This is a genomic window from Myxococcales bacterium (genome assembly GCA_012517325.1).
Taxonomy (GTDB): domain Bacteria; phylum Lernaellota; class Lernaellaia; order Lernaellales; family Lernaellaceae; genus JAAYVF01.
Genome location: JAAYVF010000097.1, coordinates 22487 through 39864, shown reverse-complemented (window position 1 = coordinate 39864; position 17378 = coordinate 22487). Strand labels below are relative to the sequence as shown.

At 63.3% G+C, this 17378-nt stretch carries 15 protein-coding genes; 6 read left to right on the top strand and 9 right to left on the bottom strand.

Annotated features, from left to right (window positions below):
- The first annotated feature begins 108 nt into the window (after positions 1-108).
- Both galT and GX444_17200 read left to right on the top strand, forming a co-directional pair.
- Entirely contained in the window at positions 109-1101 is a 993-nt protein-coding gene (gene galT / locus GX444_17205) for a galactose-1-phosphate uridylyltransferase (protein NLH50321.1), read from the top strand.
- 11 nt (positions 1102-1112) lie between these two features.
- The gene (locus GX444_17200; protein ID NLH50320.1) at positions 1113-2108 is read left to right on the top strand and encodes a beta-ketoacyl-ACP synthase 3; all 996 of its coding nucleotides are present in this window, start codon (positions 1113-1115) and stop codon (positions 2106-2108) included.
- A gap of 10 nt (positions 2109-2118) precedes the next feature.
- Here the strand turns inward: GX444_17200 and GX444_17195 are convergent, their stop codons facing one another.
- From GX444_17195 to GX444_17155, 9 genes are all read right to left on the bottom strand, one after another.
- Positions 2119-3186, bottom strand: a complete 1068-nt coding sequence (locus GX444_17195; GenBank protein NLH50319.1) for a hypothetical protein — start codon at positions 3184-3186, stop codon at positions 2119-2121.
- Entirely contained in the window at positions 3186-4295 is a 1110-nt protein-coding gene (locus GX444_17190) for an NAD(P)/FAD-dependent oxidoreductase (GenBank protein ID NLH50318.1), read from the bottom strand. Before GX444_17190 ends, GX444_17195 begins: the two co-directional genes overlap by 1 nt.
- Entirely contained in the window at positions 4292-5212 is a 921-nt protein-coding gene (locus tag GX444_17185; GenBank protein ID NLH50317.1) for a prenyltransferase, read from the bottom strand. Before GX444_17185 ends, GX444_17190 begins: the two co-directional genes overlap by 4 nt.
- A gap of 32 nt (positions 5213-5244) precedes the next feature.
- A complete protein-coding gene (locus GX444_17180; GenBank protein NLH50316.1) occupies positions 5245-6501 on the bottom strand; it encodes an adenosylhomocysteinase in 1257 nt (418 codons plus the stop codon).
- A gap of 80 nt (positions 6502-6581) precedes the next feature.
- Positions 6582-7742 carry a methionine adenosyltransferase gene (locus GX444_17175; GenBank protein NLH50315.1) on the bottom strand — a complete coding sequence of 387 codons (1161 nt, stop codon included), beginning with the start codon at positions 7740-7742 and terminating at the stop codon, positions 6582-6584.
- Between the two features lie 112 nt (positions 7743-7854).
- Positions 7855-8856 carry an SGNH/GDSL hydrolase family protein gene (locus GX444_17170; GenBank protein ID NLH50314.1) on the bottom strand — a complete coding sequence of 334 codons (1002 nt, stop codon included), beginning with the start codon at positions 8854-8856 and terminating at the stop codon, positions 7855-7857.
- Positions 8853-10310, bottom strand: a complete 1458-nt coding sequence (locus GX444_17165) for a hypothetical protein (GenBank protein ID NLH50313.1) — start codon at positions 10308-10310, stop codon at positions 8853-8855. The genes GX444_17170 and GX444_17165 overlap by 4 nt, the downstream gene beginning before the upstream one ends.
- Positions 10307-11800, bottom strand: a complete 1494-nt coding sequence (locus GX444_17160; GenBank protein ID NLH50312.1) for a glycosyltransferase family 39 protein — start codon at positions 11798-11800, stop codon at positions 10307-10309. Before GX444_17160 ends, GX444_17165 begins: the two co-directional genes overlap by 4 nt.
- Positions 11801-11810: 10 nt before the next feature.
- On the bottom strand, positions 11811-13877 hold the full coding sequence (locus GX444_17155) for a hypothetical protein (protein NLH50311.1): 2067 nt from the start codon (positions 13875-13877) through the stop codon (positions 11811-11813).
- Positions 13878-14027: 150 nt separating this feature from the next.
- Here GX444_17155 and lptC point away from each other — a divergent pair, with 150 nt between their 5' ends.
- From lptC to rpoN, 4 genes are read left to right on the top strand one after another with little or no spacing between them, the layout of a single operon-like run.
- Positions 14028-14585: an LPS export ABC transporter periplasmic protein LptC gene (lptC, locus tag GX444_17150; GenBank protein NLH50310.1), complete on the top strand. Its 558-nt coding sequence runs from the start codon at positions 14028-14030 to the stop codon at positions 14583-14585.
- Positions 14582-15184, top strand: a complete 603-nt coding sequence (locus GX444_17145) for a hypothetical protein (GenBank protein ID NLH50309.1) — start codon at positions 14582-14584, stop codon at positions 15182-15184. Before lptC ends, GX444_17145 begins: the two co-directional genes overlap by 4 nt.
- A gap of 3 nt (positions 15185-15187) precedes the next feature.
- Positions 15188-15919 (top strand): LPS export ABC transporter ATP-binding protein, encoded by a 732-nt coding sequence (gene lptB, locus GX444_17140; protein NLH50308.1) that lies wholly within the window; start codon positions 15188-15190, stop codon positions 15917-15919.
- Between the two features lie 17 nt (positions 15920-15936).
- Entirely contained in the window at positions 15937-17367 is a 1431-nt protein-coding gene (rpoN, locus tag GX444_17135) for an RNA polymerase factor sigma-54 (GenBank protein NLH50307.1), read from the top strand.
- Positions 17368-17378 lie beyond the last annotated feature (11 nt).

Sequence of the window (17378 nt, the reverse complement as noted above, 5' to 3'; positions counted from 1 at the left end):
TTCGCCGGCGTGGCGGGACGACGGCCGTTCGCGCGGCCCACGGCGTCGGTTGGAAACGGATGTAAATACGCGGAACCGCGAGGTTCCCCAGGGAATGGAACAAGCACTATGCACGAGTTGCGCAAGGACCCGATTACCGGTCGCTGGGTGATCATTTCCGATGAGCGGGCCAAGCGTCCGTTGGGCCTGAGTCTCGAACCGGAGCCGCCGCAACTGGAGGTGGATCCGTTCGCGCCGGGCAACGAACACCTGACGCCGCCGGACATCCTGACCTACCGCGACGACAGTCAGCCCGAGCGGCCCTGGATCATGCGCGTGATCCCCAACAAGTTTCCGGCGCTGCGGGTGGAAGGCGAACTGACCCGCGAGGGCGTCGGCCTCTACGACAAGATGTCGGGCATCGGCGCGCACGAGGTGATCATCGAGACGCGCGACGGCCGGCGCGATTTCGCCGCGTTCAACGAGCACGAGATCGAGCTGGTGATGCGGGCCTACCGCGACCGGATCCGCGATCTGCAGAACGACGTGCGGCTCAAGTACATCCTGATTTTCAAAAACGAGGGCCGGCTGGCCGGCGCCACGCAGCAACACAGCCACAGCCAGCTCATCGCCTTGCCGATCATCCCGAAAAACGTGCAGGAGGAATTGCAGGGCGCGCGCGATTACTACGAATTCAAGGAGCGCAACGTCTACCTCGACATCATCAACCAGGAATTGCGCTACGGCGAACGGCTGGTGACCGAGAACCCCGACTTCATCGTCGTCGCGCCCTTCGCCAGCCGCGTCCCGTTCGAACTGACCATCCTGCCGCGCAATCATCAACCGTCCTACCAGGACATCCGGGACGACCAGCTCACCTTCCTGGCGAAGATTTTCTCGCGCACCATGCGCCTTCTGGCCAAAGCGCTGGGCAACTTCAGCTACAATTTCGCGATTCACACTGCCCCCCTTCAAGTCGGCTTCCTCTCTTATTATCATTGGCACATCGAAATCGCGCCGCGCCTGACCCGGTTCGGCGGTTTCGAGGCGGCGAGCGGGTTCTTCATCAACCCCACCCCGCCGGAGGAAGTGGCCCAGTACTTGCGGAACATCAAATTATAGGGAGCCCCGAGATGCCCAGCATGAAAGTCATCGGCGCCGGCATGTACATTCCGGACCGCGTGGTCACCAACGACGACTTGTCCAAAATCATGGACACCAACGACGAGTGGATCGAGCAACGCACCGGCATCAAGGAACGCCACTATATTCCCGAAGGCATGACCGGCACCGACATGGCCGAAAAGGCCGCCCTGGCCGCGCTCGCCCAGGCGAAGATCGACAAGAAGGAAATCGAGGCCGTGATCGCCGCGACCCTCAGCCCCGATCACACCTTCCCCGGCATGGCCCCGCTGATCCAGGACAAGCTCGGCCTCAACGGATGCGCGATCGTCGACATCCGTAACCAGTGCACCGGGTTCCTCTATTCCATGGCCATCGCCGACGCCTGGATCAAAACCGGCCTGTACAAGACGATTCTGATCACCGGCACGGAAATTCATTCGACCGCGCTGGACTTCAGCACCCGCGGCCGCGACGTGACGGTCATCTTCGGCGACGGCGCCGGCGTCTTTATCGTTCAGGCGACCGAAGAGGAAGGCAAAGGCATCCTGGCGACCGATCTGCACGGCGACGGCAAATACTTCAAGGCGCTCTGGGTCGAGGCCGAGGGCTCGGTCTTCCACCCGCGCCTGACCCACAAAATGCTCGACGAGCGGCGCATCTACCCGCAGATGAAGGGCCAGTTGGTCTTTTCCCACGCGATCCGCCGCCTGCCCGAATCCATCAAGGCGTGCTGCGACAAGGCCGGCGTGGCCGTCGCCGACGTCGACTTCTGGGTTTTCCACCAGGCCAATTTGCGAATCAACGAATTCGCTTGCCAGGCGCTGAACATCCCCCCCGAAAAAACCCTGCACAACATCCAAAAATTCGGCAACACCACCGCCGCCACGCTGCCCACCGTGGTGACCGAAGCCTTGGAAAAAGGGTTGATCAAACCGGGAATGCTGGTCGGTTTCTCGGCGTTCGGCGCCGGGTTCACCTGGGGCACCATTCTGATGCGTTGGTAGGCGCCGCCGCTCAGCGCGGCAACAACGCGGTTCCCAGCGCGATGCCCGCCGGGCTGGCCAGCCAGCCGACGAACACCATCCCCGCCGCGATGCCCAGCGCCGGCCGGTCGCGGGGAATTTCCTCGCCGAACAACGTGAACAGCGACACGGTGTAAAACCCGACGATCAGGCTGTAGACCGCCTGGATCGCCACGGACAAATCCGTCGCGCTCCCGCGATGGACTGCGTACAGCGCCACCAGCACCACCAGCGCCCCCGCGGCCAGTCGCGTGATTTTTCGCCAGCCCAGGCGCGAATACAGACCGCCCGCCAGCAGCGCCGCGAGGAAATGTTCGCCCCCGTTGGCCAGCCAGTCGCCGGGGCCGGCGAGAATCGCTGTCGGACCGGGATCGCGCGAGACGAGCACGAACAGCGCGGTGTCGATCAGCACGACCAGCGCCAGGGGCCACAAACCGCGCAGCATGGCGAAAAGCCCGACCGCGCGGCCGGCCGGCACCGGCGCCAGCCGCCGCCAGGCGCGGCCGCAGAAGAGCACGATCATGATATTGACGACCATCAGCAGAATGTCGAACCGGCCGATGATCTGCGGCCGTTCGCTGAAAATCGCGATCACGTTGGCCGCCAGGTAGGCAAACGCCGCCGCGCCGCCGGCGCACCAGCCGCGCGCCGCCGGCGGAATAAACCACGTGAACAAGTAGAGCAAAACGACGATCAGCAATCCCAGCAGCAGGCCGAGCGGCGCGAAACAGACGATCAACCACATCCGGCTGGTCGCCAGCAGGGAGAGCGACGCGACGACCGCCAGCAGACCCGACAGCGTCGCCGCCAGCCAGGCCAGCCGGAACGCCGCCGGCCGCAGCCGATCGATGAGCCATCCCGCCAGCAGACTGCCGGCGATGCCCAGCCCGGCCAACAAGCCGAACCCGGGCATGAGGTCGCTCTCCGCCAACCCCAGGTTCAGTTGGGCATGGCGCAGCAAACCGTATTGCACGAAGGTGACATAAAATAAAAAACTGGCGCCCAGCAACCAGGCGCTTGCCAGCCAACCCGCGGCAGCCGTGCGGCCGGCGGGGCGCATTACCAGAGGCTCCGCAGCACTTCCCACCCGATGGCGGGCAATTGGCGCAGGAACAGATTGCCGGTCTGGAGGTAACTCGGCTGGTCGGTCATGATGGCCATCAAAAAGCGCCGCATGGTCTCGCTGCGCGTCGCCACTCCAAAGACGCGGCGGATCGTCGGCGGATCGTAAAACCAGCGCGACAGCTTCGTCGCCTTGCCCAGTTCCCGGCCGAATTCGGCGCGCCAGCGCTGGTCGTAGTCGCCGGGACGCCCGGCCAGCAACGCTTCGGCCAATAGTTTGCCGTCCCACAGCGCGTAGAGGATGCCTTCGCCCGTCAGCGCGTCGACATGTCCCGCCGCATCGCCGATCACCGCCGCGCCTTCGCCGGCCGTCGGGCCGTCGTAAAAGTCCGGTTCGCGGATGAACGGGATCGGCGCCGCCCATTTTTTCAGGATCGGATCGGCGGCGAAGTGACGCTGGCGGATCTCGTCGACCTGGCCCCAGATGTCGAGCGCCGTGTCGGCGCTGCCGCCGCCGAGGCACAAGTGATCGGGCCGCGGGTACGCCCAGATGTAGCCGGGGCGCGGCAGAAACCAGCTCGTGGCGTCCGTCGCCGCGGCGCGCAAAAAATAGCCGACTGTCGAGGTCAGCAGGTGGCGCGGGATCGGCCCGAAGAGGTCGCGACGGACGACCGATTTGGCGCCGTCGGCCCCGATGAGATAATCGCACTGCAGGCCCTCACCGACCGCCAATCGAAACGCCGCCCCTTCCCGCGCGACGCGTCGCACGCGGCCGCGCACGAATTTGGCGCCGGCCCCCAGCGCCAGGCGGCGCAGGTAACCGTCGAAATCGCGCCGCGCGACGACCCACATCGGCCGGCCGCTGACCAGTCGCACCGCCTGCCCGTCGGGCGAAACGAAATTGCCGACCGCCACCGGCCGGCGCGGCCCGTCGTAGCTGTCGATTTCGGCGAAGCGCTCGCGGACCTTCGGCGGCACGCCGCCGCCGCAGGGTTTTTCCCAGGCGGCGGGGAATTGATCGATCAAGGTGACGTCGGCGCCGGCTTTGGCGAGGTGGTAAGCGCAGAAGGAACCGGCCGGTCCGGCTCCGACCACCGCGATTTTCATGCCCCGGCTCCGAACAGGCGGCCGACGATCAACCCGCCGACCAGCAAGGCCCAAAAAACGATTTCATATTGGATGGTGCGCGCGCAGACGCGGATGTTGTCGTCCAGATTGTCCAGCGCCGGGTTCGCGCCGTCCACCAGGCGGACGACCAGCGGCAGCGCCAGGACACCCAGGACCATGCCGGCCGGCAGCACGCCGAGAAAAATTCCCGCCACGAGCGCGGCGAAACCGACATACAGCAGCGCCGCCCACAAGCGCAGTCCGAAACGGCGGCCGAACCGCACTACCAGGTTGCGCTTCGCCGCCTGCCGATCCGCGTCGTAATCGGGCAGTTCGTTGATCGTGATGATCGCCGCCGTCCACAAGCCCAGGATCGCGCCCGTCCAGCCGGCGACGAGGGAAAATTCGCGGGCCTGCACGTAGTAGCCGGTCAGGACGATCGCCGGGCCGAACACCAGCCCGATGAACAGCTCGCCCCAGCCGCGGTACGCCAGGCGGATCGGCTGCGCCGTGTAACTCCAACCGACGAGCAAGCCGAACGCGGCCAGCCCGAGCAAGCGCCAGCCGACCCACGGCGCCAGCGCCAGAAAAACCACAATCCCCGCCCCGTAAGCGATGAAACCCGCGGTGCGAATGGCCGCCGGCGGCAGCAAGCCTTCCTGAATCACCCGCGTGCCGCCGGAAAAAGGCGTCTGGATCGGGTTGCGATCGTCGGTGCCCGAAAGGTGGTCGAAGTAGTCGTTCAACAGGTTGCTGCCGGCATGCAGCAGCCAGACGCCGACCATCGTGGCGAGAAAAATCCGGCCGTTGAAAGGCGCGCCCGCCTGCCAGGCCAGCACGGTACCCAGGCCCATCGGCATAAAGCTGACCAGCAGGAAGCCGCGGTAGAAGCCGATGGCGCGCAACCATCTTTTCATGGAAGTGCCGTTATCGGGTTAAGGCCGAACGATCAGGTGCCCATGTCGTACGAATTGAGGTACGCGACCTGCTCGTCGGTCAGGGTGTCGATTTCCACGCCCATCGCCTTCAACTTGAGGCGGGCGATTTCCTGGTCGATGTCCTGCGGCACCGAGTAGACCGTTTTTTCGAGAACCGGCCGCTTGGCGAACAGGTATTCGACCGTCAGCGACTGGTTGGCGAAGCTCATGTCCATCACGGCGCTGGGGTGTCCCTCGGCGGCCGCCAGGTTGATCAGCCGGCCCTCGCCGAGCACGTAGATCCGCCGGCCGTCGGCCAGTTTGAATTCCTCGACGAACGGCCGGGCCTCGTGACGCTCCTTGGCGTCCGCCGCCAGACCCTTCAGGTCGAGTTCGACGTTGAAGTGGCCGCTGTTGGCGACGATCGCGCCGTCTTTCATCATTTGGAAATGTTCGCGGCGGATGACGTTGATGTCGCCGGTCAGCGTGCAGAAGAAATCGCCGATCGCGGCGGCCTTGCCGATGGGCATCACGCGGTAGCCGTCCATCACCGCTTCTAGCGCTTTGAGCGGATCGATTTCGCAGATGATCACGTTGGCGCCCATGCCGTGCGCGCGCAGGGCGACGCCGCGGCCGCACCAGCCGTAGCCGGAGACCACGAAGTTGCTGCCGGCGAGCAGCCGGTTGGTGGCCCGGATCATGCCGTCGATGGTGGATTGGCCGGTGCCGTAGCGGTTGTCGAAAAGGTGCTTGGTCTTGGCGTCGTTGATCGCGATGACCGGAAAGCGCAGGACGCCGTCGTGGGCCATGGCGCGCAGCCGGATCACGCCGGTCGTGGTTTCCTCGGTGCCGCCGAGCACCTCGGCGATCTGCTCCTGCCGCTTGCTGTGCAGCACGTTCACCAGGTCGGCGCCGTCGTCCATGGTGATCTGCGGATGGAAATCGAGGCAGTCGTGAATGTGCCGGTAATACGTTTCGTGATCCTCGCCCTTGATGGCGAAGACGCTGATTTCGTCATGCAACGCCAGGCTCGCGGCCACGTCGTCCTGGGTCGACAACGGATTCGAGGCGCACAGGGCCACGGTCGCCCCGCCCGCTTTCAGGGTGCGCGCGAGGTTGCCGGTCTCGGTGGTGACGTGCAAGCACGCGGCGATGGTCAGACCCTGCAGCGGTTTTTCCTTGGCGAAACGTTCGCGGATCTGGCGCAGTACGGGCATGGAATGTTCGGCCCAGACGATGCGGTTGCGTCCCAGTTCCGCCAGCTTGATGTCTTTCACGTCGTGCTTCACCATGAATCCACTCTCCTTGAAAAACGGGGGCCGGCCCTGCAGCCGGCCCACTCGATTGCGATCGCTGATGCGCGGTCGGTTCAGCCCAGGATCTTCTTCAGCTCCGCCGCCTTGTCGGTCTTTTCCCACGAGAAGCCCTCGCGGCCGAAGTGGCCGAACGCGGTGGTCTTGCGGTAAATCGGCCGCAGCAGGTCGAGGTACTTGATCATGGCCGCCGGCTTGAGCGGGAACAGGTCGCGGACCGCCTGCACGATCTTCGCCGGGTCGGTTTTTTCGGTGCCGAAGGTGTCGATGTTCACCGAAACCGGATCGGCCACGCCGATGACGTAGCCGAGCTGCAATTCGCACTTGTCGGCCAGCCCCGCGGCGACGATGTTCTTGGCGATGTGCCGCGCCATGTAGCTGGCGGTGCGGTCCACCTTCGACGGGTCCTTGCCCGAGAACGCGCCGCCGCCGTGCCGCCCCATGCCGCCGTACGTGTCGACGATGATCTTCCGGCCCGTGACGCCCGCGTCGGCCATCGGGCCGCCGAAGACGAACCGGCCGGTGGCGTTGATGTGGTACACCGTGTTTTTATCGAGCAGATTCGCGGGCAGGCACTTGTTGACGACTTCCGCCTTGATGCCTTCCACCAGGTCGTGATGGCTGACGTCGGGCGAATGCTGCGCCGCGATGACCACCGTGTGGATGCGCACCGGCTTGTCGTCGCGGTATTCCACCGTCACCTGGCTCTTGCCGTCGGGGCGCAGGAAGTCGAGCCGGCTTTGCCGCCGCGCCATCGACAGGCCCATGGTCAACGCGTGGGCGTAGTAAATCGGCGCCGGCATCAGGGTGTCGGTTTCGTTGATCGCGAAGCCGAACATGATGCCCTGATCGCCCGCGCCCTGCTCCTTGTGCAAGCCCATGTTGGCGTCGACGCCCATGGCGATGTCGGGGCTCTGCCGGTCGACGCTGGACAGCACGGCGCAGGTCTCGGCGTCGAAGCCCATGTAGGAGCTGGTATATCCGATGTCCTTGATCGTGTTCCGGACGATATCCGGCAGGTGGACGTAGCAATTGGTGGTGATCTCGCCGGCGACCACGGCCATGCCGGTGGTCACCAGTGTTTCGCACGCGACGCGCGCCCCGGGATCCTGGTCGATGATCGCGTCGAGCACGGCATCGGAAACGGCATCCGCCACTTTATCGGGATGACCTTCGGTCACGGATTCGGAAGTAAACAGATAGTCTTTCGCGGGCATGAAATACTCCTTCCCTCAAAAAAATCCTTGGCGGCATTCGGGCCGCCAAAGTAAAAGGCAAGGGAAACTTACAGAACGCAAAACCCGGTGTCAATCGACTCCCAAATTTCGCTCAATCGACCACTTTGTCTTGCGATGACGCGTTGTTGAGATCGCTTACCAACCGATCGGCCACGGCTTCGGCTATTAATAGATGCCCCAGGCGCGTCGGGTGTACGCGATCCGGCGGCGGCGAGAAAAGCGCGTCCGGCGGATAGCCGCGGCCGAAGAACGCCTCCCGTGGATCGACCAGCGGCTCCACCGCCGAGATTTCCTCGCGCGTCAACACTCCGTTATTTTCGATATAGTAAGTAGGAATGAAGTAGAGTCGAAAACCCCGCTCCCGCGCCACGGACCGCATCGCGGCGGCGTTGACGCGAAACGCCTCGAAGCTGACCCGCGGCAACCCGGCGGCGGCGGTCGCCCGCTTGGCCCAGGTGACGCCGCGCGTCAGCAGGGTGTAACTCGCGCTGTGCCAGAGAATCACCTGCAGGCCGGCGATTCGGCCGCCGGGGATTCGGTCCAGCGGCCGCTGCTCGGCGTCCGGATAACCGATCGCCTCGTAACCGTCGTTGGTGCCGAAATAGGCGGTGACGATATCGGGACGGTAGGAAAGCACGACCGTTTCCAACTGGCGCAGCCCCTGCCAACTGGTGTAACCCGGGCAACCGAAATTCAGTGCCTCGACCGGCCGGCCCAACCGCGCCGCCAGCAATTTTTCGAGGACCGCCGGGTAGGTATCGGCGTAAGCGAGCGGCCGGGCGCTCAGGCCGAAGGTGCAGCTATCGCCCAGGCAACAGACGCGGAGCGTCCCCGCGGATTTGTCCTTGGCGCGCCGGGGGCCGCGATAGCCGTCCGCATTGACTTCCCAGGCCGCGTTGTCGGGTTTCAACCGCCAGAACAGCAACGGATCGCGGACGAAACTCTCGGGCTGGTCGCGGTGCGGATTGGCGAATTGCATCGACGCCGCCTTGGCCGCGATTCCCGGAAAAAGCAGCCGCACCGCCAGTTCCGCCGCGCCCAAAACCATCAGGACGGCGCAACCGGCGAAAAACAGTCGTTTGCCGATCTTCACGCCCCGCCCTCCATCACGCGGAAAAATGACCAGCGTTTGATCTGCCAGAGACGTCGGTAGGTCCGGCCGCCCAGATTGATTTCCGGTTCGTCGCCGATCCGCAACGCGTTTTGAAATTTCGCTTCCGTGCGATCGAGCAAAATCGCCGTCGGCGCCCAGGCCGCGACGTCCGCGAGGGAAATCTGCGGCGGCACATCATGCCCCTCGTTCGTGACCACCAGCCGCCGGAAGCACCGCCAGGAGCGCTCGGAATCCACGACGATCACCGGATGGTATTCGTCGCCCAGCAGGACGCGGTCGTCGGGCGATAACTCGGCGCGCAGACGGGCCGTCAGTTCGAACACCTCGAAAGATTGCGCCAGGCGATGCGATTCCCGCAGCGCATTCTGCTGGGTGGCCCACGCCGCCCAACCGGCCAGGACGAACACCGCCACGACCGCCAGCCGCCGGCCGCGGTCCGTCGACCAGCGCCCCGCCGCCGGCAAAACCCCGACGAACAGGGCCAGCAACGCGCCCAGCAGCGTGGTGTAGCGCAGCAAGGTCGGATCCAGCGAGGCGTCGATGCTTTTCTTTTCCAGCAGGGCGAACTGCACGACCAGCGCCGCCAACGGCAAGATCATCTTTCGCCGCCACAGCGCCGCCGACGCGCCGGCCGCGCCCAATACCAGGCCCGGCCACCCGATCGTCTCCGTCAAAGCCTTGGGCAACAGCCAGACGCGATCAGCCAGCGGCACGCGAGCCGCGTTGATCGCCGTCACGGCGGCGCTGATCTTGATGAAGCCGAGCGGATCGCCGTGATCGCGGTAGGAAACAACCAGGTGCGCCAACGGAAAAACGGCCAATGCCGCGGCGAACCACCAGAACTCGCGCCGCCGCCGGCCGCAGCCCAGATAAACCGCGTAAAGCGGCAGGAGCGGCCAGCCCTCGAAGCGACAGGCCGCCGCCGCAGTCGCCGCCAGCGCCGCCCCGAACAACAGCGGCCGTTTGCCCGCCGGATCGGCGGTGAAATCGTCCAACAGATCGATCGCCAGCAGAGTGAAGAAGACAAACGGCACCTCGGCCAACGTCACGACGCTGGCCGCCGCCAGCGGATAGAGCCACGCCAGCAGCCACGCGCCCGCCAGTGCCGCGACCGGCCCGCAATGGCGGCCGATCAGCCGATAGGCCGGCAGGAAAAGCAGCAGGCCGAACAACAAAGTCAGCAAGCGGCCGGGAAAAACCACGTGGCCCGTCAAGCGATAAGGCAGCCATAACAGCACTGTGTGCAAGGGGCCGAAATTGACGTCCGGGTAATGAGACGGCTGATCGGCCCATTGCAGCATGAGATGCAGTTTGCTGAAGCCCTCGTACTCGTCGGAGAGCGCGTTGGGACCGGCGGTCAGGAAATAGAGCCGCACTCCCAAGGCCGTCGCCAGAATCAGCGCCAGGGCGAAAATTTCGGCGCGCCGCTTCACGAGTCCGCTTCCTTCTTCGTCGAACGGTAGATCACGAAATCGCCCGCCGCGAAAACCTTGGTCAGCCGCAAGCCGTACTGCTCGTATTCCGGCGCGTCGCGCGGCACCGGAAAAACGTCGAGATTGGAATTGACGTACGGCGTATCGGCCAGCAGGTAGTCGAAAATGACGATCGTCGGCGGCGTCTCGGCCAGGAGCAGCGCGAAAGCCTGCGGATCGAGCGCCTTGCGATCCGGCCGCCATTGCAAATTGACGAAAGCGCCGATCGGCAGCCGGCTTTCCAGTTCGACGTACGGATGAAACCGCTGATCTGGCAGCACCCGATCCGCCGGGCCCGTGTAACGCCGCAGCCAATCGACCACCTGCCTGACGTCAGCCGGATAGCGGTTCTCCACCGCCTCGTTCCAGGCATGCACCACCTGAAATACCAGGATGGCCGCCAGGGCGACCGTCACCGCGTGCCGGAGCGGCGTCCGAATCCGCTGCAAATGCTCTCCGAAGGACGACAGGGCAAATCCGGCGAAGGCGTAGAGCAGCGCCGCCAGGCCGACGATGTATCGCTCCAGGCTGGGGTCCAGCGTATTGCTGATCGCTTTGTATTCCAGCAGGGCAAGCGGGAAAATCAGGAGCGCGGCCGGCAGTAGAAAACGCCGCCGGATCAACGCCGACACCAGGCCGGCCGCCGCCAGAATCGCCGCCGGCCAGCCCATGCCCAGTTCGAGCGAATAAAACCAACCGAACGCCTTGTCCGCCCACGGCATGTCGGGCATGTACTGCAGGAACGACGACGCGCTGGTCGCGGCGAAATTGGTCGGGTTGCCGAAATCGTGCCAGGAGATCCCCATGTGGATCAGGGGAAAGACCGCCAGCATCGCCCCGAAGCCGAAGGCCTCGCCGATGCGGCGCCGCCCCAGCAGCGCCAGGCACAGCACCGGGTAATACAGCCACGCCTCGAAGCGCAGCATTCCGGCGGCGGTCCAACCCAGGGCCGCCAGTGAGAAATAGACCCACGTCCGGCGGTCGCGCCGATTCCAGGCCAGAAAATACATCCAGAGGCCGCCGACGAAAAAAAACAGGTACGGCACTTCCGCCAAGCCGGTCGGGCTGGCGCGCAGATGAGTCGGGAACAAGGCGAACAGGAGGGCGGCGAGGATCGCCGTTCGTTCGTCCGTCGCCGCGCGCAGGAAGAAATAATAGATCGGCACGGTCAGCGAACCGACCAGCAGCCCGAAAACGCGCACCGGCAGAATCCAATCGCCGCCGATCCGGACCAGCAGGTAAATCAGCCAGGTGTGCAGCGGCCCGAAATTGGGGTCCGGATACGGCTTACCCTGATCGAGCCAGACGCGCACGAGGTTGATTTTGCTGTAGCTCTCGCCTTCATGGGAAAATTCGTTTCCGAAGTAGCGGAAAAAGACGTAACGCGCCGCCAACGCCAGTCCGAACAGGAGCAGCGGATACCAGAAGCAGGAAAAGGACAGTCGGCGCATGGCGTCGATCCTACCACCACGAGGGTGTGCGCACCAAGGCGATCAAAGGCTGGTCGCTCTCTTCCGGCTGCACGCTGATTTCCATGGTCGCGACATCGCGAATGCCCTTGGGCACGATGACGGTCTCCTGGCCCGCGACCGGCTCGCGATCGACCGCGATGATCCGGCAATGGACCCCCGGCGAATCGGGCGCGGCGGGAAAGGCGACGACCTCCTGTTGCTCCCAGAGCGCTTCATTGGCTTGATTCAAGGCGCGCACGCGGATCTCGAAAAACCTCCGGCGATCAGGCCAGACGGTCAATTCGGCGGTAATCAAGCGATCGACGGCGCCGCCCGGCGTCCGCGGTCCGGGACGCTGCGTCACCGCCAATCGCGCCGGCAGCGGTTGAATCAGTCCCAGGCCCGAGCGATCCAGTTCCGGTTCCACGCGGCTCCATTCGGGCCAGGCGGCGGTCGTGGCGGGCGGAACGTCGGTCAGGCGGTACAAACTGAACAGGCCGTTGTCGAACAGCCGTTCGGTCAGCGGATCGGCCGCCAGCTTGGTAAAGGGCGAATAGTCCGGCGGCAGGGCGATGCCCTCTTCCGCGGCCAGGTTTTTCACCATGGCCAGAATGCCCTCGGTGTCGGCGCGATCCTCGATCGCCGTCGTCATCCCCAGCGCGCGCATGGTCGCCGGCAATCCTTCGCGCAGCATTTGCAGCAGCCGTTCACGCGGCAGATCGGTAAGAATCGAAACGTTCGGCAGATCGCGCATCAGCAGGTAAACGACGTCACCGCCGCCCAGCAGGCCGCTGGTGACATCCGCATAGCGCACCGCCTCGATCCGGGCCATCGACAACCGCTCGACCCGATCCAGATCGCGGTACGCTGCCGTAAAACCGAAAATGCTCGTCGCGACCAGGAGAAAAGCCACCGCCGATTCGCCGTCGATCTCCACCCGGCGCGGCCAAAGAACCGCCAGGATCGCTAATACCGCGAGGCCGGCCAGCGTTTCCGCAACGAGCGTCCACGGCCGCGCGTTCAGCCACCAATCCGGCCAGGAAAGCCGGACCACCAGCAGCAGAAAAGCCATCAAAGCCCAGGATGCCAATACCCGAAAGCGTTTGGCCTCCACGGCGTGTGTCATTTCTACCGCGGCGATGTAAGCCAGGAAAGGCATCGCCGGCAGCAGAACCCGCGGGAAATGATTGACCGGGTTGAACAGATAGACGGCCACGTCGGCCGCGATCAGCCAGACGCTCAGCCGGACGAACGGCTCGGCGTTGCGGCGGAGAATCGCCAGGACCACGCCGGGCGCCAGGATCGGCAGCGCCAGCGAATGCAGATTGATCAGGTCGAACCAACGCGCCGACCAGATCTGGGTCGCCAGGTCGAATCGCCAATCGGTCGGGTAATCGTTGAAGATCGACCAGCCGAAAACCGGTAATCGCCAGACGATCACTCCGCCGACGATCAAGGCCCAAACCGCCAGGGCCAGACAGTCCGGCGTCCAGCGCTTCTCCCGCCGCTCCCGTTCGTTTCGTAAATGGGAAACCAGCGAATAAAAAACCGGCAGGACGAAAACCGCGGCGAAGGTCTTGCATAAAAATGCGCCGCCGAGCGCGAGCCCGGCCACGATCCCCAGCCAGGCCATCCCCTTCCCTTGAGCTTGCACCAGGGACCAAAGCGCCAGCACCGCCAGAAAGGTCATGGTGCCGTAAGGCAACTCGCTGACGCTGAAAAAAACCGAAATCGGCAAAACGCCGTAAAGCAGCGCCGCCCAGATGCCCGTTCGTTCCTTCGGGTCGTCGCCTTGCAGATAGAGCAACAACATCGTTCCCCAACCGGCGAGCAGCGGCACGTAACGCGCCACGGTCAGTTTCATGCCGCCGATCCGATAGGCCAGGGAAATCAGATAAACCTGCAGGGTGGATGTGATGCTTGGGACGCCGGTCCGCAGTAGTTTTTCGGCGTCGATGAACAGGCTGACGCTGTCGCCGTCCAGCAGGCCGAAAAGACGCGGCAACAACAGGCGGAAGATCACCGTCAGGCCCAGTGTCCAAAGGATAATACGTGTCGCCCGAGGGTTGTCGCCCAAGCCGACGTCTCCAGTGAAAAATCTATAAATTTCTAGTAGTTTACCGCTTCACAACCGGAACCGCAATTTGTATTTTCACCCGCCCGGAAGCGGCGCGGCGATAAAGTTTCATCTTGCCTTGGCACAGAATATGCTATAATAGACGCGCCAATGAAAAATCACCCGGCCAAACACCTTGGGATTCTAGTCGGATTGCTGATCGCCGCCGGTCTGGTTTGGTGGGCCTCGATGCCGGACAAGACCGACCTGCCGCGCGGCGACAACAAGGAAGAATCCCCCTTCGGTAAAATGGACGACTTCATCTATACTCGAACGATGAACGGCCAAATGCGGTGGCAGGTGCGAGCCGCGCAAGCGCAATACTTTGCCGTGGCGAATGAGGCGCGATTCAACCAGGTGGACGCCCTGCTCTGGGAAAACGGCCGGCGGATCGAGATCAAGGGCGAACGCGCCAATGTTGACGTGCAATCCCGCCAAGGTCGGATGGAAGGCGATGTCCATGGCGAAACCGACGACGGGATGGTTTTCCGCACCGCGCGGCTGGATTTCACCGCCGATCCCCGGCGAGCGACGACCGATCAGGCAGTGTTGTTGACCGGGCCCTTTTTCAGCGTGAAGGGGGTCGGCATGGAGTTGGACCTGGACGAGCAAAAAATCCGGCTGAAGCAAAACGTGGAAGCCGATTGGTGGGCGGCGAGCAAGCCATGAAAAAATGGGCCTTCATCGCGTTGCTGTTTCTCGGGTTGTGGCCGGCCGCGGCCTTCAGCCAGAACAACGGCGTCATGCCGCCGGATTTCGACCCCAACAAGCCGATTCACATCCAGGCCGATCGGCTGGAAGCCGACAACGGCAGTCAGGTCATCCGCTTCGAGGGCAACGTCGTCGGCGTGCAGGACAAATCGGTGCTCAATTGCGACATCCTGCTGATCCACTATCAACCGGCGGCCAAAAAAGAAACGGGTAATGAGCCAAGCGAACCGCTGGGCGGCTTGCCCGAGGCCGGCGGCCAGATCCGGCGGCTGATCGCCCTGGGACGCGTGCAACTAGTGCAGGAAGACCGCCGCGCCACCTGCGACCGGGCCGAGTTCGACAACGAAGCCCAGACCATCGCCCTGAGCGGCAATCCGCTGGTCACCCAGGGTTCCAACGCCCTGCGCGGGTCGGCCATCGTGATTCACCTGCCGAGCCGGCAGATCGAAATTCTGGGCGCTTCCACGGGCCGGGTCACCGTGACGATCAATCCCGGCGAGGCGAAGAAACTTCAAGACAAACAAAAAGGATCCGATCAGAAAGATCAGGAACGATAACCGATGCCGGAACGACTCGTCTTGCACACCGAAAACCTCTGCAAATCGTTCCACAAACGAGCGGTGGTGGATCATTGCAGCATCGAGGTGCGCCAGGGCGAGGTCGTCGGCCTGTTGGGACCGAACGGCGCCGGGAAAACGACCAATTTCTACATGGTGGTCGGTTTGTACCGCCCCGATGAAGGGCGGGTTCTGCTGGGCGAGCTGGATCTCACGGATATGCCGATGTATCGCCGCGCGCGCCACGGCATCAGCTACCTGGCGCAGGAACCGTCGGTTTTTCGCAAGTTGACCGTCGAGGAAAACATCCTGGCGATTCTCGAAACCATGGACCTTTCCAAGGAAGAGCGCGCCAACCGGCTGGAATCCCTGCTGGGCGATCTGGGCATCACGCATTTGCGGAAAAACAAGGCCTATTCGCTGTCGGGCGGCGAGCGGCGGCGCGTGGAAATCAGCCGGGCGCTGGTGACGCAGCCCCGATTCCTGCTGCTGGACGAGCCGTTCGCCGGCATCGATCCGATCGCAGTGAACGAAATCCAGAACATCGTGGCCCAGCTTCGCGACCGCGGCATCGGCGTACTGATCACCGATCACAATGTGCGCGAAACGTTAACCATCTGCGATCGGGCTTATATTATTCACCAAGGGAAAATACTGGAAAAAGGCGATCCGCAAACGATCGCCAACAGCCCCCAGGCGCGGGAAATCTACCTGGGCGACAAGTTCCGGCTTTGACGAGGTAAAACGGACCGATGGCCCTCGAAATGAAGATGAATTTGCGGCTCTCGCAGCAGCTCATCATGACGCCGCAATTGCAACAGGCCATCAAATTGCTGCAACTCAACCACCTCGAAATGGTCGACCACATCCAGCAGGAAATGGTTGAAAATCCAGTACTTGAAGAATTACCGGAGGCCGTGGAAAACCCGCGCGAGTTGCCCGATTCCGGCCCGGAAATCAAATCCGATGTCGAAGCCGCCGAAACCGGTCCCGACCAAAATATCGACTGGGCGACTTACCTATCCCGCCGCAGCGTGTCCGATTATCAGGGCGGCGGCGGTTTCGAGGACGAGGACCGCGAAGCGGCCGAGGCGGTCCAGGTGCGGCGCGAGGATTTGCCGACCCATCTCGAATGGCAATTGCAGTTGGCCGACCTGGATCCGGAAACCAAAGCCGTCGGCGCCGTTTTAATTGGTTATATTAATGACGATGGATACCTGGCAACGCCGCTGGCGGAAATCTGCGAGAAGGAAAATCTGGAATACGAGAATGCCGAATGGGTTCTCGAACACATCCAATCCTTCGATCCGACCGGCGTGGGCGCGCGCGACCTGGTCGAGTGCCTGATGCTGCAGGTGCGCGCCCTGGAAATCGAGGAACCGTTGATCGAGGCGATCATCACCCATCATCTGCCCGACCTGGAGCGGCGCGACTATAAAAAGATCGCCAAGACCTTGTCCTGTTCCGTGGAAGACGTCCTGGCGCGGCTGCACATCATCTCGCAACTGGAACCGAAGCCGGGCCGTCCCTTCGGCAGCGAGCGGACCCAGTACATCATTCCCGACATCTACATCCAGAAGGTCGGCGACGAATACGTCATCACACAGAACGACGACGGCCTGCCGAAGCTGAAAATCAGCAATTACTACAAGCAGATTTTGCAGGGCGGCGGCACGAAGAACAAAATCGAGCACGACTACATCCAGGACAAGCTGCGCAGCGCCGTCTGGCTGATCCGCTCGATTCACCAACGCCAGCGGACGATCTACCGCGTCACCGAAAGCATCGTCAAATTCCAACGCGAGTTCCTGGATAAGGGCATCAATTTCCTGCGGCCGCTGATCCTGCGCGACGTCGCCGACGACATCGGCATGCACGAATCGACCGTCAGCCGCGTCACCACCAACAAATACGTGCATACCCCGCAGGGCATTTTCGAGCTCAAATACTTCTTCAACAGCGGCATCGGCTCCGACGACGGCGGCTCGGTCGCCTCCGAGAGCGTCAAGAACATGATCACGAAAATTATCGCGGAGGAAAATTCGCGCAAACCATATTCGGACCAAAAGATCGTTCAACTGTTATCCGAGCGTGAGGGGCTCAACATCGCGCGGCGCACGGTAACCAAATACCGCGAGATGCTGGGCATTTTGCCATCTAACAAACGCAAGCGCCTGTATTAGGCGCGGCACGG